The 25,230-nt window shown below is 73.3% G+C and carries 23 protein-coding genes; 12 read left to right on the forward strand and 11 right to left on the reverse strand.

The window, feature by feature from the left end; translation table 11 throughout:
• The first annotated feature begins 264 nt into the window (after positions 1–264).
• From AB0M54_RS22130 to AB0M54_RS22140, 3 genes are all read left to right on the forward strand, one after another.
• Positions 265–2,553, forward strand: coding sequence for a protein kinase (locus AB0M54_RS22130; protein WP_364473422.1), 2,289 nt, complete (start codon positions 265–267; stop codon positions 2,551–2,553).
• Positions 2,554–2,744: 191 nt separating this feature from the next.
• Positions 2,745–3,008 (forward strand): hypothetical protein, encoded by a 264-nt coding sequence (locus tag AB0M54_RS22135; protein WP_364323532.1) that lies wholly within the window; start codon positions 2,745–2,747, stop codon positions 3,006–3,008.
• 196 nt (positions 3,009–3,204) lie between these two features.
• Positions 3,205–4,107, forward strand: coding sequence for a sigma-70 family RNA polymerase sigma factor (locus AB0M54_RS22140; RefSeq protein WP_364323535.1), 903 nt, complete (start codon positions 3,205–3,207; stop codon positions 4,105–4,107).
• Between the two features lie 6 nt (positions 4,108–4,113).
• Here AB0M54_RS22140 and AB0M54_RS22145 read toward each other — a convergent pair whose 3' ends face one another.
• The 8 genes from AB0M54_RS22145 to AB0M54_RS22180 form a co-directional block, all read right to left on the reverse strand.
• On the reverse strand, positions 4,114–4,854 hold the full coding sequence (locus tag AB0M54_RS22145; protein ID WP_364473424.1) for an urease accessory protein UreD: 741 nt from the start codon (positions 4,852–4,854) through the stop codon (positions 4,114–4,116).
• Positions 4,854–5,564 (reverse strand): urease accessory protein UreG, encoded by a 711-nt coding sequence (gene ureG / locus AB0M54_RS22150; protein ID WP_364323539.1) that lies wholly within the window; start codon positions 5,562–5,564, stop codon positions 4,854–4,856. Before ureG ends, AB0M54_RS22145 begins: the two co-directional genes overlap by 1 nt.
• A 16-nt stretch (positions 5,565–5,580) precedes the next feature.
• Positions 5,581–6,225 carry an urease accessory UreF family protein gene (locus tag AB0M54_RS22155; protein ID WP_364323541.1) on the reverse strand — a complete coding sequence of 215 codons (645 nt, stop codon included), beginning with the start codon at positions 6,223–6,225 and terminating at the stop codon, positions 5,581–5,583.
• Positions 6,225–7,943, reverse strand: a complete 1,719-nt coding sequence (locus AB0M54_RS22160; protein WP_364323543.1) for an urease subunit alpha — start codon at positions 7,941–7,943, stop codon at positions 6,225–6,227. Before AB0M54_RS22160 ends, AB0M54_RS22155 begins: the two co-directional genes overlap by 1 nt.
• Complete coding sequence (locus AB0M54_RS22165) at positions 7,940–8,245, reverse strand: urease subunit beta (RefSeq protein ID WP_364473426.1); 306 nt, start codon at positions 8,243–8,245, stop codon at positions 7,940–7,942. Before AB0M54_RS22165 ends, AB0M54_RS22160 begins: the two co-directional genes overlap by 4 nt.
• Positions 8,242–8,544 (reverse strand): urease subunit gamma, encoded by a 303-nt coding sequence (locus AB0M54_RS22170; RefSeq protein ID WP_364323548.1) that lies wholly within the window; start codon positions 8,542–8,544, stop codon positions 8,242–8,244. The genes AB0M54_RS22165 and AB0M54_RS22170 overlap by 4 nt, the downstream gene beginning before the upstream one ends.
• A gap of 105 nt (positions 8,545–8,649) precedes the next feature.
• Positions 8,650–9,027 carry a Rid family detoxifying hydrolase gene (locus AB0M54_RS22175; RefSeq protein WP_364473428.1) on the reverse strand — a complete coding sequence of 126 codons (378 nt, stop codon included), beginning with the start codon at positions 9,025–9,027 and terminating at the stop codon, positions 8,650–8,652.
• Positions 9,027–10,280, reverse strand: a complete 1,254-nt coding sequence (locus AB0M54_RS22180) for an amidohydrolase/deacetylase family metallohydrolase (RefSeq protein ID WP_364473430.1) — start codon at positions 10,278–10,280, stop codon at positions 9,027–9,029. The genes AB0M54_RS22175 and AB0M54_RS22180 overlap by 1 nt, the downstream gene beginning before the upstream one ends.
• Positions 10,281–10,443: 163 nt before the next feature.
• Between AB0M54_RS22180 and AB0M54_RS22185 the strand changes: the two genes are divergently transcribed.
• Both AB0M54_RS22185 and AB0M54_RS22190 read left to right on the forward strand, forming a co-directional pair.
• Positions 10,444–11,622: an alanine racemase gene (locus AB0M54_RS22185; RefSeq protein WP_364473432.1), complete on the forward strand. Its 1,179-nt coding sequence runs from the start codon at positions 10,444–10,446 to the stop codon at positions 11,620–11,622.
• Positions 11,622–13,421: a beta-N-acetylhexosaminidase gene (locus AB0M54_RS22190; RefSeq protein WP_364473434.1), complete on the forward strand. Its 1,800-nt coding sequence runs from the start codon at positions 11,622–11,624 to the stop codon at positions 13,419–13,421. Before AB0M54_RS22185 ends, AB0M54_RS22190 begins: the two co-directional genes overlap by 1 nt.
• A 150-nt stretch (positions 13,422–13,571) precedes the next feature.
• Here the strand turns inward: AB0M54_RS22190 and AB0M54_RS22195 are convergent, their stop codons facing one another.
• Positions 13,572–14,096 carry a tetratricopeptide repeat protein gene (locus AB0M54_RS22195; protein WP_364323561.1) on the reverse strand — a complete coding sequence of 175 codons (525 nt, stop codon included), beginning with the start codon at positions 14,094–14,096 and terminating at the stop codon, positions 13,572–13,574.
• A 66-nt stretch (positions 14,097–14,162) separates the two neighbouring features.
• Between AB0M54_RS22195 and AB0M54_RS22200 the strand changes: the two genes are divergently transcribed.
• Both AB0M54_RS22200 and aspS read left to right on the forward strand, forming a co-directional pair.
• Positions 14,163–14,600, forward strand: coding sequence for a hemerythrin domain-containing protein (locus tag AB0M54_RS22200; RefSeq protein WP_364473436.1), 438 nt, complete (start codon positions 14,163–14,165; stop codon positions 14,598–14,600).
• Positions 14,601–14,946: 346 nt separating this feature from the next.
• Entirely contained in the window at positions 14,947–16,749 is a 1,803-nt protein-coding gene (aspS, locus tag AB0M54_RS22205; RefSeq protein WP_364323565.1) for an aspartate--tRNA ligase, read from the forward strand.
• Positions 16,750–16,823: 74 nt separating this feature from the next.
• Here the strand turns inward: aspS and AB0M54_RS22210 are convergent, their stop codons facing one another.
• Positions 16,824–17,312, reverse strand: a complete 489-nt coding sequence (locus AB0M54_RS22210) for a GyrI-like domain-containing protein (protein ID WP_364323567.1) — start codon at positions 17,310–17,312, stop codon at positions 16,824–16,826.
• A gap of 7 nt (positions 17,313–17,319) precedes the next feature.
• Entirely contained in the window at positions 17,320–17,790 is a 471-nt protein-coding gene (locus AB0M54_RS22215; RefSeq protein WP_364473438.1) for a GNAT family N-acetyltransferase, read from the reverse strand.
• 52 nt (positions 17,791–17,842) lie between these two features.
• Here AB0M54_RS22215 and AB0M54_RS22220 point away from each other — a divergent pair, with 52 nt between their 5' ends.
• The 5 genes from AB0M54_RS22220 (at position 17,843) to AB0M54_RS22240 (ending at position 25,175) form a co-directional block, all read left to right on the forward strand.
• Complete coding sequence (locus AB0M54_RS22220; RefSeq protein WP_364473440.1) at positions 17,843–18,391, forward strand: helix-turn-helix domain-containing protein; 549 nt, start codon at positions 17,843–17,845, stop codon at positions 18,389–18,391.
• On the forward strand, positions 18,388–19,635 hold the full coding sequence (locus tag AB0M54_RS22225) for an MFS transporter (protein WP_364473442.1): 1,248 nt from the start codon (positions 18,388–18,390) through the stop codon (positions 19,633–19,635). Before AB0M54_RS22220 ends, AB0M54_RS22225 begins: the two co-directional genes overlap by 4 nt.
• Entirely contained in the window at positions 19,629–19,847 is a 219-nt protein-coding gene (locus AB0M54_RS22230; RefSeq protein ID WP_364323576.1) for a hypothetical protein, read from the forward strand. Before AB0M54_RS22225 ends, AB0M54_RS22230 begins: the two co-directional genes overlap by 7 nt.
• A gap of 73 nt (positions 19,848–19,920) precedes the next feature.
• The gene (locus tag AB0M54_RS22235; protein WP_364473444.1) at positions 19,921–21,465 is read left to right on the forward strand and encodes a replication-associated recombination protein A; all 1,545 of its coding nucleotides are present in this window, start codon (positions 19,921–19,923) and stop codon (positions 21,463–21,465) included.
• Positions 21,466–22,928: 1,463 nt separating this feature from the next.
• Entirely contained in the window at positions 22,929–25,175 is a 2,247-nt protein-coding gene (locus AB0M54_RS22240) for a hypothetical protein (RefSeq protein WP_364473446.1), read from the forward strand.
• Positions 25,176–25,230 lie beyond the last annotated feature (55 nt).

Here is a 25,230-nt window from a genome sequence, read left to right on the forward strand (position 1 = left end):
TGGTAACGAGCCGATAAACCGGCTCTGAGCTGCTGAAACGCTGATGTTTGCAGTGCTCATACCCCTTTGTTCGGCCGGGCCACACAGAGTGACGACGTGCAGGTCATCCCGCTATTCGAGCAGTCGAGATAGTGGCCGAACGTCGGCTAACATCCGTGCCGTCGATGGGGAAAGCTGACGGTCCAGGTGGCCCGGACGCGCCCCCGGCGTCGAGAAGCATGGCGGTGCATCTCGACGTTTTCTCGAACGCGCATGTGGGGGCACATGAGCACGACGGACCTGCCCGGTTCGAGTCTGCTGGCCAACCGCTATCGGTTGGTCGAGCGACTCGGCGCCGGCGGGATGTCAGTGGTGTGGCGAGGCTTCGACGAGGTCCTCGGACGCCAGGTGGCGGTCAAGGTGCTGCCGCCCTCGACGAGCTCGGACTCGTCGTTCCGGCGACGGCTGCGTGCGGAAGCGCAGGCGGCCGCCCGGTTGAGCCACCCCAACATCACCAATGTGTACGACTACGGCGAGGCCGTGACGGTCGACGGCGAGCCCGTCCCGTACGTGGTCATGGAGCTGGTCGACGGCGAGTCGCTCGCCGCCGTGCTGGCCCGCTCCCGGCGGCTCCCGTGGCCCGCCGCCGTACGCATCGCCGCCGAGGTCTCCGCCGCGCTGGCCGCTGCCCACGCCCGGGGCATCGTGCACCGCGACGTCACCCCGGCCAACGTCATGCTCACCCCGACCGGGGCCAAGGTCGTCGACTTCGGCATCTCCGCGCTGATCGGCGAGAACGACATCGACCCGGACGGCAGCCTGCTCGGCACGCCGGCCTACCTCGCGCCCGAGCGGCTCGAGGGCGGCCAGGTCAGCCCGGCCACCGACGTCTACGCGGTCGGCCTGCTGATCTACCGCACCCTGATCGGGCAGCTGCCCTGGGACGTCGGCACCACGACCGCCCTGCTGCGGGCCCACCAGTACACCGAGCCCGACCCGCTGCCGCCGGTCGAGGGCCTCCCGCTCGCCGTCTCCGACCTGGTCGAGCGGTGCCTGGGCAAGCGGCCCGACGCGCGGCCGTCCAGCGCCGAGCTCGCCGAGGTCCTGGCCGGAGCGTCCGCGGGCGCCCCGGTGTCGCGCAGCTACGTCCCCGAGTGGGCGGCGGACAGCGGCGAGGACACCACGATCCTGCCCAGCGCCTACCCGTACACCGACGGTCTCGGCCGCATCCGGCCCGGCTACGCCCGCGCCGCCGACGGCCCGGTCCAGGCCGGGCGTGGGGTCGCCGCGGTGCGTGCGGCCGCCGACGGTCCGGCCGGCCTGGCCGCCGCGAGCGCGATGACCGCGGCGGCGGAAGAGAGCGCGCCGATCTCGCCGGCGCCCGGCAACCCGCCGATGCCGATCGCGGTCGCCGAGGTCGAGGCCGCCGTCGACGGGGCTCCTCCGCTGGCCCCCGGCCGCGCCCCCGGTCGCAACAATCGCTTCGGGGCCCTGCCCCTCCCCGCCCCGGTGGGCGGCGCTCCCGACAACTCGGCCACCGCCCTGCGGCCGGCCTTCGGAGCGCTCGTCGCACCGGACCAGGCCCCGGGTGGTGGCGGAACGCCGCCTCCGGGCTCGGACCGGCCGGCCGGTGCCGGTTCGAGCGCGCCCCGGCCTCGGCCGGGTCGCACGCACGGCCGCCGCGTGCTCATCGTGGCGGGAACGGTCGCGCTGCTCGGCGCGGCCACGTACGCATGGTCGCTCGCGGCCAGTGGCGGAGGTCGCACTCCCTCCGCCACGGGGCAGCCGCAGCCCAGTGTGCTGGCCGCGTCGGGCAAGTGCGTGGTGAGCTACGCGGTCTGGTCCGAGGCCGACAAGAGGTTCAAGGCGTCGGTCACGGTGGCGAACCGGGACAACCAGGCGATCAAGAACTGGAACCTCTGGTTCATCATGCCCGGCGACCAGGTGCTCAACAGCAACGGCCAGGCCGGCGTCAACCTCGACCAGCAGCAGCAGGCGGTCACCGTGAAGGGCGCGGCGACGCTCAGCCCGCAGAAGGCGATCACGCTCGACCTGACCGGGCGGTACGACATCAGCAACGCCGCGCCGATGGTGTTCCAGCTCGGCGGGCAGACCTGTGACACGTACGTCTCGCCGAAGCCCGGCGCGCCGTCGCAGCCGGTCCAGCGCCTCTCCAACGGCGACGTCCGGCTGGGCCCGCCGGTGGCGCCGAACACGGTGCCGGGCATCCGGATCGGCCCCAACGGTGTGGCGACGCCGGTCCCGGTGCCCTCCAAGAGCACCGGGCCGCCCAGGAACCCCGGCAACGGGAACGGCGATCCCACCACCCCGGTCAACACCGACAGCAAGGACCCGGACTGCACCACCGTGCCGGGCGGGTGCGATGCCGACCCCGACCCGAACAGCCCGGGCAGCGGTGTCATCAACTCCGGCTCGGCGTCCGCGTCGGCCTCGGCTTCGGCCTCGCCCTCACCCAGCAAGTCGTCACCGTCGCCGCTCAGCACCGACGACGACGAGCCGCTGCCCGAGGTCGGCGGCGGCGATGGCGGCGGGAGCAACCTGACCGCGGAGTGACCGTTTCGTTACGCATGATCGGTCGGCTGGTGATCAGCCGGCCGATCATGGCGTTATGGTGAGGTTGCGGGCCGCGTTCCTCCGCTTTTTCACCCGTGTCGGCGTGCCTGCGAGTCGGCTGACAGCTTCGCGTGGATGATGGCGCTGTCAGCTAGGTCACAGAGCAATACGTCGCATACGGGGAGCTCGTAATGATCAGCATTGTTGAGGACCTGGCGGCGGAGGCACTGTTCGTCTCCGACCTGCAGCCCTCGGACTGCCCGAACCAGGGCCGGGTCCAGGACGCGGTCACCGCGATGATCCTGCGCCACGGCAGTGACGGCTGTGCCGCCGCCGTGGCCGAGGAGTTCGGTGATCACCCTGAGGTGGCCGTGCGCCGGATGAGCTGGGTTCGCCAGGAGTTGCGGCTCGTGGTGGTCGCGCCTCGGCGGCCGGTCGGCGTCCCGCGGGCCTAGCTCGGCCTCGTTCCTGAGCGCTTCGAACGCTTCCTGAGGACTTTTCGCAAAAAACACCATAAAAGCAACCGAGTTCCGCCGCGCCTGCACCTGGGGGCGGCCAACGTTCTCCTCGTCAGCCGGTTGGCGCTGGGTCTTCCCGCGTCCGCCGGAGCATCCGGCCCCCGGCCGGATCGCACTTGCGAGGAGGACCACCGTGATCGTTACGACCGATCTCCCCGCCGCCGTCGGCGCCACCCACGACGCGCCTTCCGCGCGTGACATCGAGGACCTCGTCCGCGAGCACATGCCGATGGTTGGCCACCTGGTCCGGGAACTGCTCAACCGAGTACCCGGCCATGTCCACTCCGACGACCTGTCGTCCGCGGGATTCGCCGCGCTGCTCGGCGCCGCCCGGTCGTTCGACGTCAGTCGCGGCATCCCGTTCCACCGCTTCGCCGCGGTACGCATCCGCGGGGCGCTGCTGGACGAGCTGCGGGGCCAGGACTGGGCGAGCCGCTCCGTCCGCGCCCGGGCCCGCAAGACCACGGCCGCCCGGTCCGAGCTGACCGCGGCGCTGGGGCGGACGCCCACCGACGTCGAAGTGGCCGAGATGCTCGGCATCGGCGTGGCCGAGCTGGCCGCCGTCGAGGACGACGTGCAGAAGGCCGCGCTGCTCAGCCTCCAGGGCTTCCCCACCGGGGCGGCCGAGGAGATGGTGCCCGAGCAGTCCGAAGGCCCCGAGGACCTGCTGCTCAAGCGAGAACGCCTGGGCTACCTGCACCAGGCGATCCAGGCCCTGCCCGAGCGGCTGCGCCAGGTCGTCACCGAGTCGTTCCTGCAGGAGCAGCCGCTGAGCGACGTGGCGGCCCGGCTGGGCGTGACCGAGTCGCGCATCTCCCAGCTCCGCACCGAGGCGCTGCGTCTGCTGCGGGAGGGGCTGAACAGCTCCCTGGCGCCGGAACTGCTCACCGTGGCGGCCGGCGGGCCGCGTACGCGTAAGGGGTGTCTGCAGCGCCGCCGCACGGAGTATTTCGAGCGCGTGGCCACCCAGGGCAACCTGCGGACCAGGCTGGCGCTGACCGACGCCCACGGGGTGCCGATCGCCGTCGCGGCCTGATCGCGTTCAGGCCGCCGCCGTCGCGGCCGGCTGGGGTGTGCAGAGCGGATCCAGGGCGGCGCGGACCTCGCGGATGTCGGCGCCCACCACCGTCGCCAGCACGCCCGGGCCGGCCAGGGGCATCACGGCCGCGGTCTCGGCCGGCCGGTAGGGGTCAGGCAGGTCGGTCCCGGCCAGGATGACGGAGCCGGTGGCGCGGGCCTGACCCAGCACGGCCGCCCCGGACCACCCCGGGGCGTCGGGGCCGACGGTCAGGCGGTGGCGATAGAGGGTGCGGCCGGCATAGCGGATGGTGGTGTCGGCGCGGACGGCGCCGCTCGGCTCGTGGTGGCGGCCGCAGACCAGGTCGTCGCGCCAGAGCAGGGCGCCGCCCTCGGCCACCTCGACCTCGGTGATCGCGTGGTGGTCGCAGCCGGCGGCGGCGATGGTGGGCTCGGGCAGCCAGCGGAGGCTGCCCTCGACGCTCGCCTTGATGTGCAGGCGGGACGGGGGCGCGGGGCGGCCGGGCAGGAGCAGGGTGGCGGCCACGCTGCGGATCTCCAGGTCGGCGCCGGGGCCCACCTCGATCTCCAGCCGCAGGTCGTCGCCCCGCAGGGGGCCCGCCGCCCCGCCGACCAGGTGCACGGTCACCGCGGGCCGATGGGGGCCGGTGCGGCGCAGCAGCAGGGGGGACTCGCCGCGGAGGACGGTCAGGCGGGTGGCGCCGGAACGGTCGGCCTCGGCGACGACCCGCGCGGCCGCGCGCATCAGGCGGGGGCGGCGGCGCGGGACCTGACCAGCATGCGGATCCAGTCGGCCACGGGGGTGGCGGCGCGGTCCTCGACCAGGGACAGGAACGCGGTCGGCAGGTCGCCCCGCCGGGCCCGGGCGTCTCGGTCCATCACGCTCAGGTCGGCGCCGACGAGGGGGGCCAGGTCGGTCTTGTTGATCACCAGGAGGTCGGCCGTGGTGACGCCGGGGCCGCCCTTGCGCGGGACCTTGTCGCCGCCGGCCACGTCGACCACGAAGATCTGGTGGTCGATCAGGCCCTTGCTGAACGTGGCGGTCAGGTTGTCGCCGCCGCTCTCGACCAGGACCAGGTCGAGCGGGCCCAGGGCGTCCTCCAGGTCTTCCACGGCGTCGAGGTTGGCCGAGATGTCGTCGCGGATCGCGGTGTGCGGGCAGCAGCCGGTCTCGACGGCCCGGATGCGCTCGGCCGGCAGGACGCCGTTGCGGAGCAGGAAGTCGGCGTCCTCGGTGGTGTAGATGTCGTTGGTCACCACGGCCAGGCGGAGCTCGTCGCCGAGCGCTCGGCACAGGGCCGCGACCAGGGCGGTCTTGCCGGAGCCGACCGGGCCGCCGATGCCGATGCGCAGCGCCCGCGCTCCGGCGGACAGCGGCGTGTGCGGGTCGACGCCCGGGTCGGGGTGGGTGTGCGGCACCTCGTCGGGGCCGTGCTCGTGCGGGTGATCGGTCATGGGACAAACACCTTCCTTACGATGCGAAGAGCCGCACTTCCCAGCTCGCGTGGTGCTCGGCGCCGATGTCGAGCAGGGGTGCGCCGTCCGCGGGCAGGTCGTCGACGGGTGAGTCGGCGAACGCCACCGCTTCCGCCGCGATCCGGTCGCAGTCGGGGGCCAGCGCGGCGATCAGCGCGTGCGCCGCGTAGGGGTCGAAGCCCAGCAACCGCACGGCCGCACCGGCCGGCCCGGTCACCGTGCCGTGGGCGGCCGCGGTCGCCGCCTCGAGCGGGCCGAGCCCGGCCGCCGCGGCGACCACGCCGAGCGCGATGGGGTGATGAGGCTCGCGCAGGTCGCGCGAGACCGGCCACATCGCCCGGCCGGCCCGGAGCAGAGCACGACCCTGCGCGCGCGAGGCCTTCCGCAGCGCGGGCGACGGAGTCCGGGCGTCCAGCCCCTCGTCGAGAGAACCGAGCCGCGCGGAGGAAAAGCAGGCGGCGGCCGCGAAGGCCGCCGCCACCAGGCCGGAGGTGTGCAGGCGGCCGCGCAGGAAGCCGTCCAGCCCGGCCAGGTCGCGCACCCGCCCGGCCGACACGGCCGCCTCGAAGCCGCCGGAATGCGCGTGCCCGCCCGCGGGCAGCCGCCCGTCGGCGAGCACGAGCAGGGTGGCCAGCGACATCAGAACAGGAAGTAGCGCTGGGCCATCGGCAGCTCGGTGACCGGATCGGGCTCGACCACCTCACCGTCGACGCGGACGGTGAACGTGTCCGGCTCGACCTCGATGCGGGGCAGGGCGTCGTTCAGCGGCATGTCCGCCTTGCCGACCCGGCGGGTGTCGGCCACCGGCGCGAACGGCCGCTTGCAGCCGACCCGGTCGCCGACCAGGGCGTCGAGCGCGGCCTGGGCGACGAACGCCACCGAGGTCTGCGCGGGCACCGAACCGTACGCGCCGAACATCGGCCGGGGCAGCATCGGCTGCGGGGTGGGTATCGAGGCGTTGGCGTCGCCCATCTGGGCGTACGCGATCATGCCGCCCTTGATGACCAGCGCCGGGCGCACGCCGAAGAAGGCGGGGTCCCAGAGCACCAGGTCGGCCAGCTTCCCGGGCTCGACCGAGCCGACCAGGTCGGCCATCCCGTGCGCGACCGCGGGGCAGATCGTGTACTTCGCGACGTAGCGGCGGGCGCGCAGGTTGTCGGCGCCGTTGTCGCCGGGCAGCGAGCCGCGGCGCGCCTTCATCACGTGGGCGGTCTGCCAGGTTCGCAGGATGACCTCGCCGACCCGGCCCATGGCCTGCGAGTCGGAGCCGATCATCGAGATCGCGCCGAGGTCGTGCAGGAGGTCTTCGGCGGCCATCGTGGACGGCCGGATCCGGCTCTCGGCGAACGCCAGGTCTTCCGGCACCGACGCGTTCAGGTGGTGGCAGACCATCAGCATGTCGAGGTGTTCGCTGAGGGTGTTCCGCGTGTACGGCCGGGTCGGGTTGGTCGACGACGGCAGCACGTTGGGGTGGGAGGCGACGGTGATGATGTCCGGCGCGTGCCCGCCGCCGGCGCCCTCGGTGTGGTACGCGTGGATCGACCGCCCGCCGATGGCCCGCAGCGTCTCCTCGACGAACCCGGCCTCGTTCAGCGTGTCGGTGTGGATGGCCACCTGCACGCCGGACGCGTCGGCCACCTCGAGCGCGGCGTTGATCACGGCCGGGGTGGTGCCCCAGTCTTCGTGGAGCTTGAAGCCGCCCGCCCCGCCGCGCAGCTGTTCCCACATCGACTCGGCCGACATCGTGTTGCCCTTGCCGAGCAGCAGCACGTTGATCGGCCAGGCGTCGATCGCCTCGAGCATGCGGGCCAGGTGCCAGGCGTTGGGTGTGACCGTGGTGGCCTTGGTGCCCTCGGCCGGCCCGGTGCCGCCGCCGATGATCGTGGTGATGCCGGAGGCCAGCGCGGTGTCCAGGATGGTGGGGCTGATCAGGTGGACGTGACTGTCGATGGCCCCGGCGGTGAGGATCTTGCCGTTGCCGGCGATCACCTCGGTGCCGCCGCCGATGACCAGGTCGGGGTGTACGCCGTCCATGATGTCGGGGTTGCCGGCCTTGCCGAGCGCCACGATCCGGCCGTCGCGGATGCCGACGTCGGCCTTGACGATGCCCCAGTGGTCGAGCACCACGGCGCCGGTGATGATCGTGTCGGGGGTGCCCTCGGCGCGGGTGGCGCGGGACTGGCCCATCGACTCGCGGATCACCTTGCCGCCGCCGAAGACCACCTCGTCGCCGGCCGTGCGGCCGCCGCTGCGGTCCTCCTCGATCTCGATCAGCAGGTTGGTGTCGGCGAGCCGGATGCGGTCGCCGGCGGTGGGTCCGTAGAGGGCGGCGTACCGGCCCCGATCGAGCGTGCTCACAGCGGCCCACCGGCCAGTCCGCGCAGGCCGGGCACGATGCGGCGGCCGGACAGCGGCACCAGGACGATGTCTCGGGGCATGCCCGGTTCGAAGCGCACCGAGGTGCCCGCCGGGACCGCGAGCCGGTGACCCCAGGCGGCGTCCCGGTCGAACTCCAGCGCCTCGTTGGACTCGGCGAAGTGGAAGTGGGAGCCGACCTGCACGGGGCGGTCGCCGGTGTTGCGTACGGTCAGGGCCAGCTCGGGCCGGCCGATGTTGATCTCCACCTCACCGGCGCCGTGGATCACCTCGCCCGGGATCATGTGATCGGCCCGTGCACGGTGACCAGCTTGGTGCCGTCCGGGAAGGTCGCTTCCACCTGCACCTCCGGCAGCATCTCGGGCACACCCTCGAGCACGTCATCGCGGGTGAGCACGCGACGACCGGCGTCCATCAGGTCGGCCACCGTGCGGCCGTCACGCGCGCCCTCGAGCAGGAACGCGGTGATGATCGCGGTGGCCTCGGGGTAGTTGAGCCTGAGCCCACGCTCCCGCCGCCGGGTCGCGACGTCGGCCGCGACGTGGATGAGCAGCCGTTCCTGCTCGTGCTGGCTGAGGAACAACGGACCTCCCTGGTGTCGCCCAGCGCATGTTTGCAGCCTGGTGTTGCCGGCGTGTTACGCGATCTTCGCACTCCGTCACCGCGCGGACGGCCGCCGAAACGCCGGTCAGCCCAGGTAGAGAATCGCGTCGACCTCGATCTCCATGCCGCGCAGGTCGACCGGGATGGTCGTGCGGACCGGCGGGTGCTCGCCGCCGAAGTATTCGCCGTACACCTCGTTCATCGCCGCGAAGTTGTCGAAGTCGCGCAGGTAGACGCCGACCCGGACGGCCTGGTCGAGGCTGGCGCCGGCGGCCTCGGCGACGGCGGCGAGGTTGCGGAAGGCGGCATGGGCCTGGTCGGCGAACGAGCCGGTCACCCGGGTGCCGTCGGGCAACGCGGGCACCGCCCCGGCCAGGTAGACGGTGTCGCCGGCGACGATCGCCTGCGAGTACGGGCCGCCGGCGGGCGCGGCCTTGTCGGTGCTGACGGAACGCTTGGGCATCAGGACTCCTCGATATCGCGGGGAAACTGCTCGGCCAGCCCGTCCACGCCCACGAGCGGCGTGGACAGGAGATCGCGGAAGGCATTCTCGCGCTCCCGCAGAGCGGTCGTCTGCCCCTCGGTGAGCGGGACCCAGGGCGGCGGGGGAGCGGCGAACTGGGCCGGCAGGCGGCGGCCGCCCACGAACGTATGCCGGTTGACCAGCCGGAACGGGACCGTGCGGGTCTGCCGGTGCGCGTCCGTCAACTCCTGTGGCTGATCGATCCGGGTGAACACCGCCACATCGGCGGGCGAGCCGGGCGCGAGGGAGCCGGCCTGCAGACCCAGGGCCGTCGCCGGACGGATGGTGACGCTCGCCACCACCTCGTCGAGCGGCAGCCCGGCGGCGATCAGCTTGGTCATCGTGGTCGGCAGGTCGAACACCGGCCCGTAGACCGAGCGCGCGTGCAGGTCGGTGGAGATCGTGTGCGGCGGCATTCCGCTCGCCAGCTGGGCCTCGGCCACGTCGAACGCGAACGCGCCGGACCCGTGCCCGATGTCGAAGAGCACGCCACGCGCGTACGCCTCGCGGGCCGCCGGGCCGGTCGGCCGGCCCAGCCCGCTCGCGCAATGGGTGAGAATGTCGCCCGGCCGCAGCAGCTCGAGCACGTCGGCCAGGGCCGGCGGCGTCGTTCCGATGTGGACCATCACCGGCACGCCACACTCGCGCGCCGCGATCAGCCCCCGCCGCAACGGCTCCACACCGTTGTCACCGACGGTCTCCCGATCGATCCGCACCTTCACGCCACACAGGAGGTCGCGATGCTCCCGGATCGCCCGGGCCGCGAGATCAGGGTCACAATTCGCAAGATCAACACCTTCGCCGGTACGGGCGGAGAGGCCCTGACCGGCGATGTTGAGCAACGCGCGTACGCGGACCCGCCGGCTCGCCGCGAACTCCCGCAGCCCGGCCACCGAGTAGGCGCCCGCCGACCCCGCGTCGACCCAGGTGGTCACCCCGGTGTGCCAGGCGATCGGGTCGGGGTCGAGGCCCCAGTAACCGGCGCCCGGATAGACATGCGTGTGCAGGTCGACCAGGCCGGGCAGGACCAGGTCACCGGTCACGTCCACGGTCGCGTGGGCGTCGCCGGGCAGGCCCGCGCCCACGTCGGCGATCAGGCCACCGCGGATGGCCACGTCCAGCCGGCCACGCTGCCCGCCGCCCGGATCGAGCACCTCGCCCCCGGTCAGCAGCAGGTCGTACGGCTCGGGCATGCGCTCTCCGGAAAATGTCGGTGGTGATTGCTAGGTTTTGAGGGCTCTTCGCGACCTACCTCAACATCAAACCTTGCGTAACCTTCGCATTGGATCTCCACCGTCGCGAAGAGACCTCGGACTGACTCCATCGTTTCAGCGATCACTGGTCAAGGGAGGCAGGATGCTCGACATCCCCGACGAGCCGATCGACTGGCGGGCCAAGGGTTTCTGGTCGCCCTCCGGCGGCGGGCCGGCGCGCGGGTCGAGCATCTTCGACGGCGGGTTCACCTGGCCGCTGCTCACCATCCGGGAATCGGCCGTGCGGGCCAACATCGCGACGATGGCCGCGTACGCCGCTCGGCATGGTCTTGATTTCGCTCCGCACGCCAAGACGACGATGGCGCCGCGGCTGCTCGACCTGCAGCTCGAGGCGGGCGCGTGGGGGCTGACGGTGGCCACGCCCAACCAGGCGCTCGTGCTGCGCCGGCTGGGCGTACCCCGAGTCCTGATCGCCAACGAAGTGCTCGACCCCGCCGCCCTCCGCTGGCTCGCCACCGAGGTCGCGGCCGGGTGGGCGGTCTGGTTCCAGGTCGATTCGGTCGCCGGGGTCACGGCCGCCGCCGAGGCCGCCTCCGCCGTCGGGGGCCACCTGCGGGTGCTGGTCGAGCTCGGACACGCGGGGGGCCGCACGGGCGTGCGCGATCTCGGGGAGATGGAAGCGGTGGCGCGCGCGGTCTCCGCTTCGCCGGCGCTTTCGCTGTCGGGCGTGACCGGGTACGAAGGGCAGCTGTCCGACGAGCCCTCGGTCGACGCCTTCCTCGACCAGCTCGCGGCCGGTGTGCGCCGCCTGGGCGAGGCCGGGCTGCTGCCTCCGACGCCGATGGTGTCGGCCGGCGGCAGCGCGTGGTTCGACCGGGTCACCGCGCGGCTGGCCGGGGCCGGGCTGGGGCAGCTGATCCTGCGCAGCGGCGCGTCGGTCACCCACGACGACGGCTTCTACCGCGAGAAAACCCCGTTCAACCGGGTGCCCGCCGAGGGCCCGTTGACCGCCGCGATGGAGATGTGGGCCCAGATCATCTCGGTGCCCGAGCCCGGGCTGGCCCTGGCCGGCCTGGGCAAACGTGACGCGCCGTTCGACGAGGGCCTGCCGATCGTGCTCGAGCCGGCCACCGGCCTGACCGTGACCAAGCTCAACGACCACCATTGCTACCTGCGCGTCGCCCCCGACATGCCGGTGCGCCCCGGCGACCTGATCCGCTTCGGCCTCTCCCACCCGTGCACGGCGTTCGACAAGTGGCGCGACATCCCGCTCGTCGACGACGAGCGCCGCCTGGTCGACGTCCTGCACACCTATCTCTGATGGGCTCCCGATCCGTGCCGGCCACCCCGGCCGCCGTGCCCGGCGTTGTCCCCGCGCCCGCTTCCTGCGTTGTTCCTGCGCCCGCTTCCGGCGTGGTGTCGGCCGAGCGCACCCGCGACCTGACCGACCTGCCGCTGTCCTACCCGCCGGCGCTCTCCGGGGTGGCGACCTGGCTGCGCGGCGTCCTCCAGCCGGTCGGCGTGGCCCTGCCAGACGGCCCCGCCGGGCTTCCCGCGCCGGTGGCTCTTGACGCCGCGCTGCCCGCCTTCACTCCGTCTCCTGGGCTCGCCGCCTCCTCCTCCTCCGCCTCCACCACCGCCCCCGCCTCCGCCGACTCCGCCGACTCCGCCGGCGGCGCTGCTCGGGTCGGTGGGGTTGGCATCGTGCTCGCGCTCGACGAGTCCCGGCCGGCTGAGGGATATCGGCTGGTCGTCTCCGGCGCCGAGGTGTCGGTGACCGGGGGCTCGGCCGCCGGCGTGTTCTACGGGCTCCAGACGTTGCGTCAGTTGCTGCCACCGGCCTTCCTGCGGCGCGCGCTGCCGGCGCCCGCCGCGCCGATCGTTCCCCAGGTCGAGATCGACGACGCGCCGCGGTTCCGGTGGCGCGGCGTGATGCTCGACGTGGCGCGCCACTTCATGCCGGTGGCCGACGTGCTGCGGTTCATCGACCTGATCGCGTTCCACAAGCTCAACGTGCTGCACCTGCACCTGACCGACGACCAGGGCTGGCGGCTCGAAGTGCCCGGCTGGCCGCGGCTGACCGAGGTCGGGGCGTGGCGGCCGCGCAGCATGCTGGGCTCGTCGTCACACGGGCGCTACGACGACCGCCCGCACGGCGGCTTCTACCTGGCCGACGACCTGCGCGAGATCGTGGCCTACGCCGCCGCGCGCCAGGTCACGGTGGTCCCCGAGATCGACCTGCCCGGGCACATGCAGGCGGCGATCGCGGCCTACCCCGAACTGGGCAACGGCGCGACCCCCTCCGTACGCACCGCCTGGGGCATCTCCACCCACCTGCTGAACGTCTCCGACACGGCCGTGGGTTTCGTCCGCGACGTGCTCACCCAGGTCTGCGAGCTCTTCCCGGCCGAGACCATCGGCATCGGCGGCGACGAATGCCCGCCCGGGGAGTGGGCCGAGTCGCCGGCGGTGGTCCAGTTCCGGCGCGACCACGACCTCGCCGACGAACGCGCCGTGCACGCCTGGTGGATCGCCCAGGCCGCCGGGCATCTGCGCTCGCTGGGCCGCCGCGCCTACGGCTGGGACGAGATCCTCGACGGCGGCGCGCCCGACGGCGCCCTGGTCGCGGCCTGGCGTGGCCCGGCCCGAACTGCCCGCGCGGCCCGGGCCGGCCACGAGGTCGTCGCCTGCCCCGACACCGCGGTCTACCTCGACTACCGCCAGTCCGAACTCCCCGGCGAGCCCACCCCCGTCGGCACCCTGCTGCCGCTCGACGACCTGCTGACCTTCGACCCGGTCCCACCCGGCCTGACCGAGGCCGAGGCGTCCCGGGTGATCGGCGCCCAGGCCAACCTGTGGACCGAACACATGGAATCCGCGCGCCGCGTCGACTACATGGCGTTCCCGCGGCTGGCCGCCTTCGCCGAGGCCGTCTGGCACCCGGCGGCCGACTTCCCGGCGCGGCTGCCCGCCCACCTCGACCGGCTGGCCGCGCTGGGCGTCAACTACCGCCCGCCGTCCGGCCCCCGCCCGTGGGACGCCCGCCCCGACGCGCCCGGCCGCCCCCGCACCCGACAGGACCGCGACGACGAACTCTCCGCCATGACCGCCGAGCCCTGACCCGGCCCTTGATGGTGGTCGGCTTCGCGCCGGAGACCATGTCGGCCACGGATTCTGAACTCCTGGGCCGTTGCCCTCAGCGACTCAGGTCGCCGCGACGGCGGTCTGGGCGCCGTCGTCGCTTGATGGCGGCCGGGGCTGGACCGGGGGTCAGTCGTGGACGTCGGACTCGGGGTCGGCGGTGGGGTCGGGCTCGATGAGGAGGCGGGCGTAGTTGGCCATCGAACGCTGGTAGCGGGGGAGGTGGGCGGCCAGCGCGCCGACGGCCACGGCGACGGCCTCGCGTTCGCGGCCCACGTCGGTCAGGGCCAGGGCCAGGACGGCTCGGGCCGCGTCGTCGAGGTGGTCGGACGGTTGTTTCAGCTCGTCCTCGAGCAGGGCGACGCTCTCCTGGGAACGGCCCAGGTTGCGCAGGGAGCTGGCCATCTGGATCACCGAGCGGCGGCGGCGCTCGCCGGTCACGCCCGCGTCCAGGGCCTGGCGGTAGAGGGGGACGGCCAGATCGGAGTGTCCGGTCGAGTCGAGAGCGCAGGCGCGTTCGAAGAAGCCCTCGGGCGCGGCCGGCGGGAGTTCCTCGACCAGCTTCTCGATGAGCGTCAGGAACTCCGGCTCGTCGTAGTCGTCCATCGTGGCCCACAGGGCGGCCACGCGCTGCTCCCAATCCCCCGTCTGCATCCCGACAGCGTCTCATATCGGTCCGGCTTGACCGGGCTCGTCGGATTTGGTCGACTCGGGGGCGCGATGACATCTGAACGGATCGACGCTCTCGGGCTCCAGCTGATCGAAACCCACTCCCACCTGCGCGACGCGCTCGACCGGCTGCGCTCGGGGACGCTGCCGCCCGACGAACTGGCCCTCCACTGCGTGGCGTTCTGCGCGGCGGTCAGCGCCCATCACGGCGGGGAGGACGCGACCGTCTTCCCGGCGCTGGAGTCGCGGCATCCGGAGCTGCGGGAAGTGCTGGCCGGGCTGCGGCATGACCACGAGATGGTCGCTGAGCTGCTCCGGAAGGCGGCTGCCCTGGCCGGCGATCTGGACGCGCCGGGGACGCTGGCTGAACTGGACGGACTCGCGGCGATCCTCTCCTCGCACTTCGCCTGGGAGGAGAGGCGGCTCGTTGCCGCCCTCAACGCCATCGAGTCTCCCGAGGTCGCGGCGGCGGTCGCTCTCCCCGAGTGAAGCTCGCGCGGCTGGGCGCCATGGGGTTGGACGATGAGTTGCTCTGGTCGGTGGTAGGTCGGGACGGTGTTTTGGCTGTGGATGGCGCGCTTGCCTACCACTGGCGGGGCGGAAGCGCGGAGCGCTGAGCATGGGGTTCCGCGCAGCGGCGGCTCGAGTGGGCACGGGGGTGGGAGGGAGCGGTAGCGGACCGACCCTCGGCGGGAGCTGCGGTCTGTACCACCCACCTGGATGCGACATCCGGCTCTTGACCTTGATCTGAGGTGAAGGGTGGGAGGCCGGGGCGGAAGGAGTGGGGCGGGCTGACAGAATGTCGGGTGCTATCGACCTGTGAGGAGACGTTTCCGTGATCCGTACCCATGACGCCGGCTCTCTGCGTGCGAGCGACGCCGGAACTACGGTGACGCTGGCCGGCTGGGTGGCTCGCCGGCGTGACCACGGCGGGGTCGTGTTCGTGGATCTTCGGGACGGCTCGGGTGTGGTGCAGGTGGTCTTCCGGGAGGAAGACGCCCATGCGCTGCGCAACGAGTTCTGCATCTCGGTGACCGGCGTGGTGGCGGAGCGGCCCGAGGGGAACGAGAACCCGGAGCTGCCCACCGGCGCGATCGAGGTGCCGGTCGACACGCTGACCGTGCTGTCCGAGGCGGCGCCGCTGCCGTTGCCGGTCGACGACGCGGTCACTGCCAGTGACGATCTGCGGCTCAAGTACCGCTACCTCGACCTGCGGCGCAGCGGGCCGGCCAAGGCGCTCAAGCTGCGCTCCCGGGCCAACCAGATCGCCCGCGAGGTGCTGCACGCCCGTGACTTCAACGAGATCGAGACGCCGACGCTGACCCGGTCGACGCCGGAGGGCGCGCGCGACTTCCTGGTGCCGGTGCGCCTCCAGCCGGGCACCTGGTACGCCCTGCCGCAGTCGCCGCAGCTGTTCAAGCAGCTGCTCATGGTCGCCGGCCTGGAGCGGTACTACCAGATCGCCCGCTGCTACCGCGACGAAGACTTCCGGGCCGACCGGCAGCCCGAGTTCACCCAGCTCGACATCGAGATGTCCTTCGTCACCCAGGACGACATCATCGCGCTCGGCGAGGAGCTCGTCGTCAAGCTGTGGGGCGAGCTGGCCGGCTACCAGGTGCAGACGCCGATCCCGCGGATCACCTGGCACGACGCGATGGCGCGCTACGGGTCGGACAAGCCCGATCTCCGGTACGGGGTGGAGCTTACCGAGCTGACCTCCTACCTGTCGGGTACGTCGTTCCGGGTGTTCGCCGGCGCGATCGACGCGGGCGGTTACGTCGGCGCGGTGGTCATGCCGGGCGGGGCGTCGCAGACCCGCAAGGAACTCGACGGCTGGCAGGACTGGGCCAAGGCGCGGGGCGCGCGTGGTCTGGCCTACGTGCTGCTCGACGCTGACACCGGCGAGGCTCGTGGGCCGGTCGCCAAGAATCTGTCCGCCGAGCACCTCGGCGGGCTCGCGGACGCGGTCGGCGCCAAGCCTGGTGACGCGGTGTTCTTCGCGGCGGCGGCCGAGCGGCGCGAGGCTCAGGAACTGCTGGGCGCGGCACGCATCGAGATCGCCAAGCGGTCCGGGCTGATCGACGAGTCGGCGTGGGCGTTCTGCTGGGTGGTCGACGCGCCCATGTTCGAGAAGACGGACGAGGGCGGCTGGACCGCGGTGCACCACCCGTTCACGTCGCCGAACGCGGAGTGGATGGACCGGTTCGAGGAGGCGCCGGACGAGGCGCTGGCCTACGCGTACGACATCGTCTGCAACGGCAACGAGATCGGGGGCGGCAGCGTCCGTATCCACCGCGGCGACGTGCAGAGCCGGGTCTTCGACCTGCTCGGCATCTCGACCGAGGAGGCGCAGGACAAGTTCGGCTTCCTGCTCGAGGCGTTCAAGTACGGCCCGCCGCCGCACGCCGGCATCGCCATCGGCTGGGACCGCACCTGCATGCTGCTCTCCGGCAACGACTCGATCCGCGAGGTCATCGCCTTCCCGAAGACGCGCGGCGGCTACGACCCGCTGACCACGGCGCCGACCCCGATCACGGCGCAGCAGCGCCTCGAGGCCGGCATCGACGCCAAGCCGAAGCCGGCGGCCGGCGCCCCGGGCACCGACGGCGTCGCAGTACCGGTGGAGAAGTCCAACTAGGACGACCAAGCAGCACGCACGCGGCGCCGGATGACACATCCGGCGCCGCGAACGCGTTCTGGGCCGGCGGAGGGCTAGGCCAGTTTGAAGTACAGGTGGGTTTCCCACTTGTGCATGTCGGGCTCCTCGGCCGGGTTGGTGAACATCTGCTCGAGGCGGCACTCCCAGACCTCGCCGGAAGGGGTTTGGCGCATGTCGAAGGTGTGGCCCTGGTGGTGGGCCCAGTCGAGGAGTTTGGCGGTCACCGCGATCAGTTCGTCGGGGTGGCCGATGTGGCGGATCGTCGCGTAGCGGCCGGCCGGGAGGCAGTCGACGAACGTGGGGTCGGCCAGGGTCGCGGGGGCGTCGGTGACCGGGATACCGGCCTCGACGAGCAGGTCGGCGGCCATGTCGATGACGCGGTAGCGGAAGAACGGCGGGCCGGCGATCTCGACGCCCTCGGTGGTGAGGTCGTCGAACATGCGGGGCAGGTGGTCGGCGATGCGGGCGAACTCGGTCATCGTGATCGACTCGCGGCGGCCGATGTAGGGCTGTTCGGCGCGTTCGACAATCGTCGGGTCCATCACGACATCATCGCTGAGAAACGCGCCGCAGGCTGGGGTGGCTGGTGGGTTCGAAGCCGAGGTCGCGGTAGAGCGGCTCGCCCTGCTCGGACGCGCGCAGGTCGACCGTGGTGACGCCGGCCTCCTCGAACCAGGTGAGCAACGCCCGCATGCAGGCTCGCGAATAGCCGCGCCGGCGGTGGCCGGGCCGGGTCGCCACGTTGTAGACGTAGCCGCGCCGGCCGGTGGGGTCGCCGGGGCCGGGCAGCCGCTGGTCGATCTGGCCGACCGCGCAGGCGGCGAGGCCGGGCGCGTCGTCGCGGTCGACGACGAAGGCCGCCAGCTCGGCGCCCAGGCGTTGGCGCAGCAACCGCGCGCCGGTCGCCATCCACTCGCCGGGCTGGGCGTCACCCCGGCCCCAGAGCGCGCTGGTCATCACGCCGCGCAGCACCATCAACTCGTCGGCGTCGTCGGGGCCGGCCTGCCGTACATCGATCATGGTCTCGATCCTAGGACTTGCACAATCTCTTTGCACACTTATTGTGGATGGTGTGACCGACGACCTGAGCCACGTGCGTCTCAACTCCCGGCAGATCAGGACGCTGGCCCATCCGCTGCGCTCGCGGCTGGTGGGCGAGCTGCGGCTGAACGGGCCGGCCACCGCCACCCGGCTGGCCGAGCGGTTCGCGACCAACACCGGCGCCACCAGCTATCACCTGCGGCAGCTCGCCGAGGTCGGGCTGGTCGAAGAGACGGACGAGGGAACGCGCGGCCGGGAGCGCTGGTGGCGCGCCGCGCATGACGTGACGAGCTGGGAACGGGACGACTTCGCCGGCGACCCGGACGCGCTGGCCGCCGCCGACTGGCTGGTCAGCTCGTACGCGCGGAATGTGGCCGACCGGATCGACACCTGGACCCGCGGCGTGGACGGCGAGCCGGTCGAGTGGCGGGAGGCCGCCCAGTTCAACGACTACATCCTGCGGCTCGACCCGGACGACCTGACCGCGATGCTCGACGAGCTGGACGAGGTCATCGCGAAATATCAGAAGCGGCGGGGTACGCGGAACGTGCTGCTCTACTGCTGCCCGGTGCCGCTGTGAGGCGCTTCCTGTTCCTGCTCGGGCTGCGCTGGCTGCCCGTCGGCCTGATGATCCCGGTCCTGGTGCTGCTGCCGATGGAGCGCGGGCTGAGCATCGCCCAGATCGGCGTGGCCGCGTCCATGCAGGGCATCGTCGTGCTGCTGCTCGAACTGCCCACCGGCGGGCTGTCCGACGCGATCGGCCGCCGCCCGGTCCTGCTGCTGGCCGGCCTGCTCAACCTGGGTTCGCTGGCGGTGCTGACGGTCGCCGACACGATGCCCCTGCTGATGCTGGTCTACCTGCTGCAGGGCGTGTTCCGGGCGCTGGACAGCGGACCGCTCGAGGCCTGGTACGTGGACCGCGCCCTGGCCGACGACCCGGACGCCGACATCGAGACCGGACTGAGCCGCAGCGGCGTGGTGCTCGGCGTCGCGATCGGCGGTGGCGCGCTGCTCGGCGGGGCGGTGGTCGCGGTCAGCTCGCTGCTGGTGCCGGTGCTGCTGGCGATCGGGTTCGGCGTGGCCAACCTGGTCGCGATCATGGTGCTGCTGACCGAGGAGCGGTCCGCCCGCGGGATGGCCGCGCTGATCGCCTCGGCCAAGGGTGTGCCCGCGGCGATCGGTGGCGCGCTGCGGCTGGCCCGGCGCAACCGGGTGCTCGCCGCGCTGATCGCGGTCGAGTTGTTCTGGGGCTTCGGCATGCCCACCTTCGAGACGCTGATGCCGATCCGGCTCTCCGGCGTGCTGGCCGGCCCCGACGCGGCGGCCGCCCTGATGGGGCCGGTGGGCGCGGGCGGCTGGGCGGCCTCGGCGGTCGGCGCCGCGCTCGTACCCCTGCTCGTCAAGAAGATCGGCACCCGCTGGACCGGCTTCGCCCTGCGCATCGCGCAAGGGCTGACCATCGTCGGCATGGCCGTGCTGGCCGGGCCGGCCGGGATCATCGCGGCCTACCTGTTCTGCTACGCGATGCACGGCGCGGCGAACCCGGTGCACGCCGCGCTGCTGCACCGCCAGGTCGACGGGCCGCACCGGGCCAGCGTGCTGTCGCTGAACTCGATGATGTCCCAGCCCGGCTTCGCCATCGGCATCGTCACGCTGACCGCGATCGCGGCCGGCGCCGGCACCGCGGCCGCGATGGCCGTCGGCGCCGTGGTGCTCGCTCTGGCGGCGCCGCTGTATCTCGTCCACGGTGGAGTTTCAGCAGGTGGGGGGAATGGGTATGACGCCCGTCGAAGTGCTCTCACCCCCGGAGGACAGACATGCTAGCCATTGCCGCAGCCGCAGTTTTCGGCATCTACCTTCTGCTCGACCTGCTCGACGTGGTCCCCAAGGGCGACCTGTTCAACTTCAACACGTTCGTCATGCTCGGTCTCCTGCTGCTGTCGCTCTACCTGGCCGGCATCGGCAGCGGTCCGCGCAACAGCTCGGGCTCGGGCAGCGGCCGCCGCTTCTACGGCCGTCGTCCCGGCCGCGGCTGACACATAGACCACGGCGCCGGCCGTCCTCCGTGCGTTTCGGGCATGGCGGGACGGCCGGTACTCTCTGCTGCTGATGGAACCCGACGGGCTGTTCTCGCTCAAGGCACCCGCTCACTCCGCGGCGCCTGGCTTCACGCCGCCCGCCGCGGATGCGCCGCTGCCCGTCCGGATGCGCCCGGCCACCCTCGATGAGCTGGTCGGACAGCAGCATCTGCTGGCGCCCGGCGCGCCGCTGCGTCAGCTGGTGACCGGCGCGTCGCCGATGTCGGTGATCCTCTGGGGTCCGCCCGGCACCGGCAAGACCACGATCGCCCATCTGGTGGCGGCGGCTACCGACCGTAAGTTCGTGGCCATGTCCGCGCTCACCGCGGGCGTCAAGGACGTGCGTACGGTGATCGAGACCGCGCGCCGCGAACGCCGGGCCGGCGGACTGCCCACCGTGCTCTTCATCGACGAGGTGCACCGGTTCAGCAAGACCCAGCAGGACTCGCTGCTCGCCGCCGTCGAGGACCGCACGGTCACGTTGCTCGCGGCGACCACCGAGAACCCGTACTTCTCGGTCATCTCACCCCTGCTCTCCCGCTGTGTGCTGCTCACGCTGCACCCGCTCGACGACGACGCGGTGCGCTCGCTGGTCCGGCGCGCGGTCACCGACGAGCGCGGGCTGGGCGGTGCGGTCACGCTCACTTCCGAGGCCGAAGATCATCTGGTACGCCTGGCCGGCGGCGATGTCCGCAAGGCGCTGACCGCCCTGGAGGCGGCCGCCGGATCCGCCGAGGCCCAGGGCGCCCAGGAGATCGACCTCGCCACCGCGGAGAAGGCGGTGGACGTGGCGGCCGTCCGCTACGACCGCGACGGCGACGCGCACTACGACGTGACCAGCGCGTTCATCAAGAGCATGCGCGGCTCCGACCCGGACGCCGCCCTGCACTGGCTGGCCCGGATGCTGGTGGCCGGGGAGGACCCGCGGTTCATCGCCCGGCGCATCGTGATCTTCGCCAGTGAGGACGTCGGGATGGCCGACCCGCAGGCGCTGCTGGTGGCCACGGCGGCGGCTCAGGCCGTACAGAATGTGGGTCTGCCGGAGGCCGGTCTCAACCTGGCGCAGGCGGTGGTGCATCTGGCCACCGCGCCCAAGTCGAACAGCGTGACGACCGCGCTCGGCGCCGCGATGGCCGACGTCAGGTCGGGACGGGGCGGTGCCGTCCCGGCACATCTGCGTGACGCGCACTACCCCGGATCGCGTGGTCTTGGTCACGGTCGCGGCTACCGATATCCGCACGATGACCCACGTGGTGTGGTTAAGCAGCAGTATGTCCCGGATGACCTGGTCGGGTCGGATTACTACACTCCGACCGAGCACGGCGCCGAACGCGCGGTGGCCGAGCGTCTTCCGAGGCTGCGGCGCATCGTCCGGGGTACGCCGGGGCCGCCCGCCGCCGCCCGCCCGGCCGCCGAGACGTCCCGGGCTTCTCGGGCCAAGGACGGCGTTGGGGGCGCGGTAGGACATTCGGACGACGGCGCGGCACAGGATTCGACCGTAGGCTCGTCGGCTGGCGACCATATCGACGCCCGCCAGGACGACAGCGGCCCAGCCGCCGGAAAGGAACAGCCGTGAGCCCGCGCGGTGCCGAACGGCCCGACGACGCTGACCCGCGCAACAACGACCAGACCGGCCGTAGCCGCCGGCTGTTCGGGCGCGGCCGTGCGCCGGAGCCCGACGTGCCCGAGGACCTCGGCCAGGAAGAGACCGGCTGGCTCGACGACCTGCGCACGGCCAAGCAGGAACGCGGCGCGATCGGACCCGGCAAGGCGAACGACGGACGGGCCAGCAAGAAGGGCGCGGTGGCGCCGGGGCCGGACGACGACGACGGTCCGGCCGCGCCGGCTCCGCCCGCGCCGGCTCCCTCGGCGGCGCCGGTCAGTCCCGCGCGGGCGCGGTTCGACAACTCGTGGCAGACCCAGTCCGGGACCTGGCAGACGACCTCGGGGTCGTGGCAGGCGCCCTCGGGGCAGCAGCCGCAGGTTTCCGGTGAGGCCGGGCCCGGGCGTGGGCGGCGGCAGATCGATCCGGGTACGGCGCCGGCGCCTGCGCCGGCGAGTCCGGCCCGTGGGTACGGCGGGGCGGCGCCTGGCCCGGGTGAGGTTCCGGCCAGCGGGAACGCGCCTTCGGTGCCGCCGGCGGGCGCGACGCCGCCGGGTGGGACACCGCCGGGCGCGGTGCCTCCGCGGGCGGTGCCTCCTCGTGCGGTGCCGCCGGGTGCGATGCCCGGTGGGGTGCCGCCGGGTGCCGGGGCGCCGACCGGTGCGGTTTCGCCGGCGGGGCAGCCGCCGGGTGGGCCGCGTGGGACCGGGCGGGTGCCGGGTCCGGGGCCGGCGCCGGCCGGGCGTGCGGCGCCGGGGCAGTTCCCTGATCGCGATGAGCCCTCGGGGCCGATTCCGCGTGGCGAGCCGTCCGGTGTGGTCCGGCGTGGGCCGGGTGAAGGGCCGTCGGGGCGGGTCGGGCGGCCGCAGAGTCTTCAGGACGATCCCTCGGGGCCGATTCGGCGTGGGCCGCGAGATGAGACGTCCGGTGTTCCGCGTGGGGCGCAGCCGCCTCCGGGTGGGGCGCAGCCGCCTCCGCCCAGGCGCGCCGGTCGCGCTGCGCCGGGTGGACGTGGGCCGGACGGGATGCCGCCCGCAGGACCGCCGCCGGTCGGTGGGCCTCCGCAGGGCGCGCCTCCGCGGGGCGGGCCTTCTCACGGCGGGCCTTCACACGCCGCGCCTCCGCAGGGCGGCGGGCCTTCACACGCCGCGCCTCCGCAAGGCGGGCCCTCTCACGGTGGGGCGCCGCAGGGCGGTGCGCCGGGTGGGCGGCATGCGAGTGGTGAGTTTGCCCAGGTGGGGCCGCGTGGGCGCGGGCCGGCCGGGCCTGATGACGAAGGTACGGGGCGGCATGGGCTGCCCGAGCCCGGTGGGCGCACCGGGCCGATTCCACGTGGGCAGCGAGGGGCGCCGCCGCGGCCCGGTGGTGGCCGGACCGGCGCCGTTCCGAACCGGGCGACCGGAACCATCCAGGGCGTAGGGCCGACCGGCCAACCGGTGCGGGCCAGTGCCAGCATCGTGCCGCCGGTGGTGCCGGGGCGGGAGGGTGCTCGGGCGCCGGCGATCCCCGGTCGTGCGGGCGCGATGGCGGACAGTCCTTCGGGGCCGATCCGGCGCCCGGGTGACCAGACCGGCCGTGGCACCGGGCGGATCCCCCGCCCGGCGCAGCCCGGCCAGGACCGCCGGGGCCAGCCGGGTGACCAGGGCGCCAACGGCCCGAACGCCCTTCATGGACCCAACGGACCCCAGGCGCCGAACGCCCCGCAGGCCGACCCGCGTGGCCGTGACCAGGCCCAGGGTCAGCCAGGCCAGCGAACGGGCCGCCGCGCCGCGCCCGAGGGCCCGACCCGGGCCGGGCGCGCGGCGCCGCCGCCGCCGCCGCCGGGCGAGATCAGCCAGGCGTTGCCGGGCCGCGCCGGACTGCCGCCCGGCATCGACGACAGCCAGGGTTTCCCGGGTCGTCACCAGCCGGGTGTCGAGGACAGCCAGGGTCTGCCCGGGCGGAGGCAGCCGGGCGTCGACGACAGCCAGGGCATGCCGCTCCGCCCCGGCCGTCAGCCGGGCATTGAGGACAGTCAGGGACTTCCCGGGCGTCGGGGACGTCAGCCCGGTGAGGGGCGTCAGCCCGGTGGTGAGGACGGCCAGGGGCCGGCGGTTCGGTCCGCGGCTCCGGGGCGGGCCAGCGTGCCTGCTCCCGAGGCGGGAACCCCGACACCGGGCCGGGCGTCCGTGCCTCCGCCGCCGGCCGGGCGTGCCGAGCCGGGGACGGCCCGGGGTGAGCAGACCGGGCCGCGGGCGCGGTTCGCGACCGGGGAGTTCAGCCGGGCCTCGCTGACCGGGCCGGCTGACGCCGGCGCCGGGGTGCGTCCGGTCTCGCCGGCCGATGACCCGTCGGCGCGGCCGGGGATGCGGCGCGGCGGCCGGCACAGTGGCGAGTTCAGTCAGGTCCAGCCGCGTGAGGGTGGTGGCCGGCACAGCGGTGAGTTCACCGAGGTGCCGGGCCGGCACAGCGGCGGCGAACCGGGACGGGCGAGTGTGCCGCCGCCCGGTGAGCCGCCGGCCGGGCGGCACAGTGGTGAGTTCACCCAGGTCCAGCCCCGTGCGTCGGCGCCCGGCCGTGCTTCGGTGGCCGTTCCGGGCGAGGTCAGCCAGGCCATCCCGCGGCACGGCGTTCCCGAGCCGACCGGCCGGGCCACGGTGACGCCTCCGGGCGACGGCCGGGCGACGGTCACCCCGCCGGGTGACGTGAGCCAGGCGATGCCGGGCCGGGCATCCGTGGCCGCGCCGGCCGAGGCCGGTCCGGGCCGGGCGTCGGTCGCGAGGCCGGGCGACCTGGGTCAGGCCAAGCCGGGCCGGGCCTCGGTGTCCGTGCCGGGCGACGTCAGCCAGGCGATGCCAGGCCGGGCCACGCCGCCGGGTGACGTCAGTCAGGCGATGCCGGGCCGGGCCACCCCGCCGGGCGAGGCCGGTCAGGCCCTGCCGGGGCGGGCCTCCGTCGCGGTGCCGAGCGACGTCGGCCAGGCTCTGCCGGGGCGTGCTCCGGCCGTACCCCAGGAGGAGCCGGACCCGGACGACCTGGCCGAGGGGACTCTTCTCGAGAAGCTGCGGTCGCAGCGGCGTCTGCGGGTGGGCGCGCTGATCGCCGCGAGCATCGTCGCGCTGATCCTGCTGCCGGCGCTGGTGGTGTTCCGGTCGATCAGCACCGACCCGGTCTACGCGTCGCTCGACTCGCTGGACCTGCCGTCGTGGGCGACCACCCGGGTCGACGACCGCAGCACCGGCAGCCGCTGGTGCCTCGAGGAATGCAAGTTCCGGGAGCGGACCGTGCAGTCGGCGCAGGAGACCGACCCGACGGCCAAGGCGTACACCGCGGCGCTGACCAGTGCCGGCTGGCAGCCGTGGAAGGTCGAGTCCTGCCCGGACCAGCCGATCTCGGACGGCAAGTACTCGTGCTGGCGCCGCGACGAGTTCACTCTGGACCTCTGGGTGCGCCGGCCGGACTGTGCCGTCGACGCCGCCGCCGCGCAGGACCCGGACGCGCCGCCGTCGCTCGGGCCGGACGGCGTGGTGCCGACCGGGCCGCCGAAGGGCTGCAAGGGGTCGACGGTCAGCATCAAGGTGCAGGCCGCGATCGCCGACGGGCGGGGCAAGCCGCAGCCCGCGGTCGACCCGTCGCTGGTCGGCGAGACACCCGACCCGCAGCTGCCCAGCGATCCTCTGGAGCCGACACCCACACAGTCGTGAGGTGTCGCGAAGCGGCCACTCGTCACGGACGGTAGGGTCTGCACGTTGTCCTGCC

Source organism: Actinoplanes sp. NPDC051470 (assembly GCF_040682035.1).
GTDB lineage: Bacteria > Actinomycetota > Actinomycetes > Mycobacteriales > Micromonosporaceae > Actinoplanes.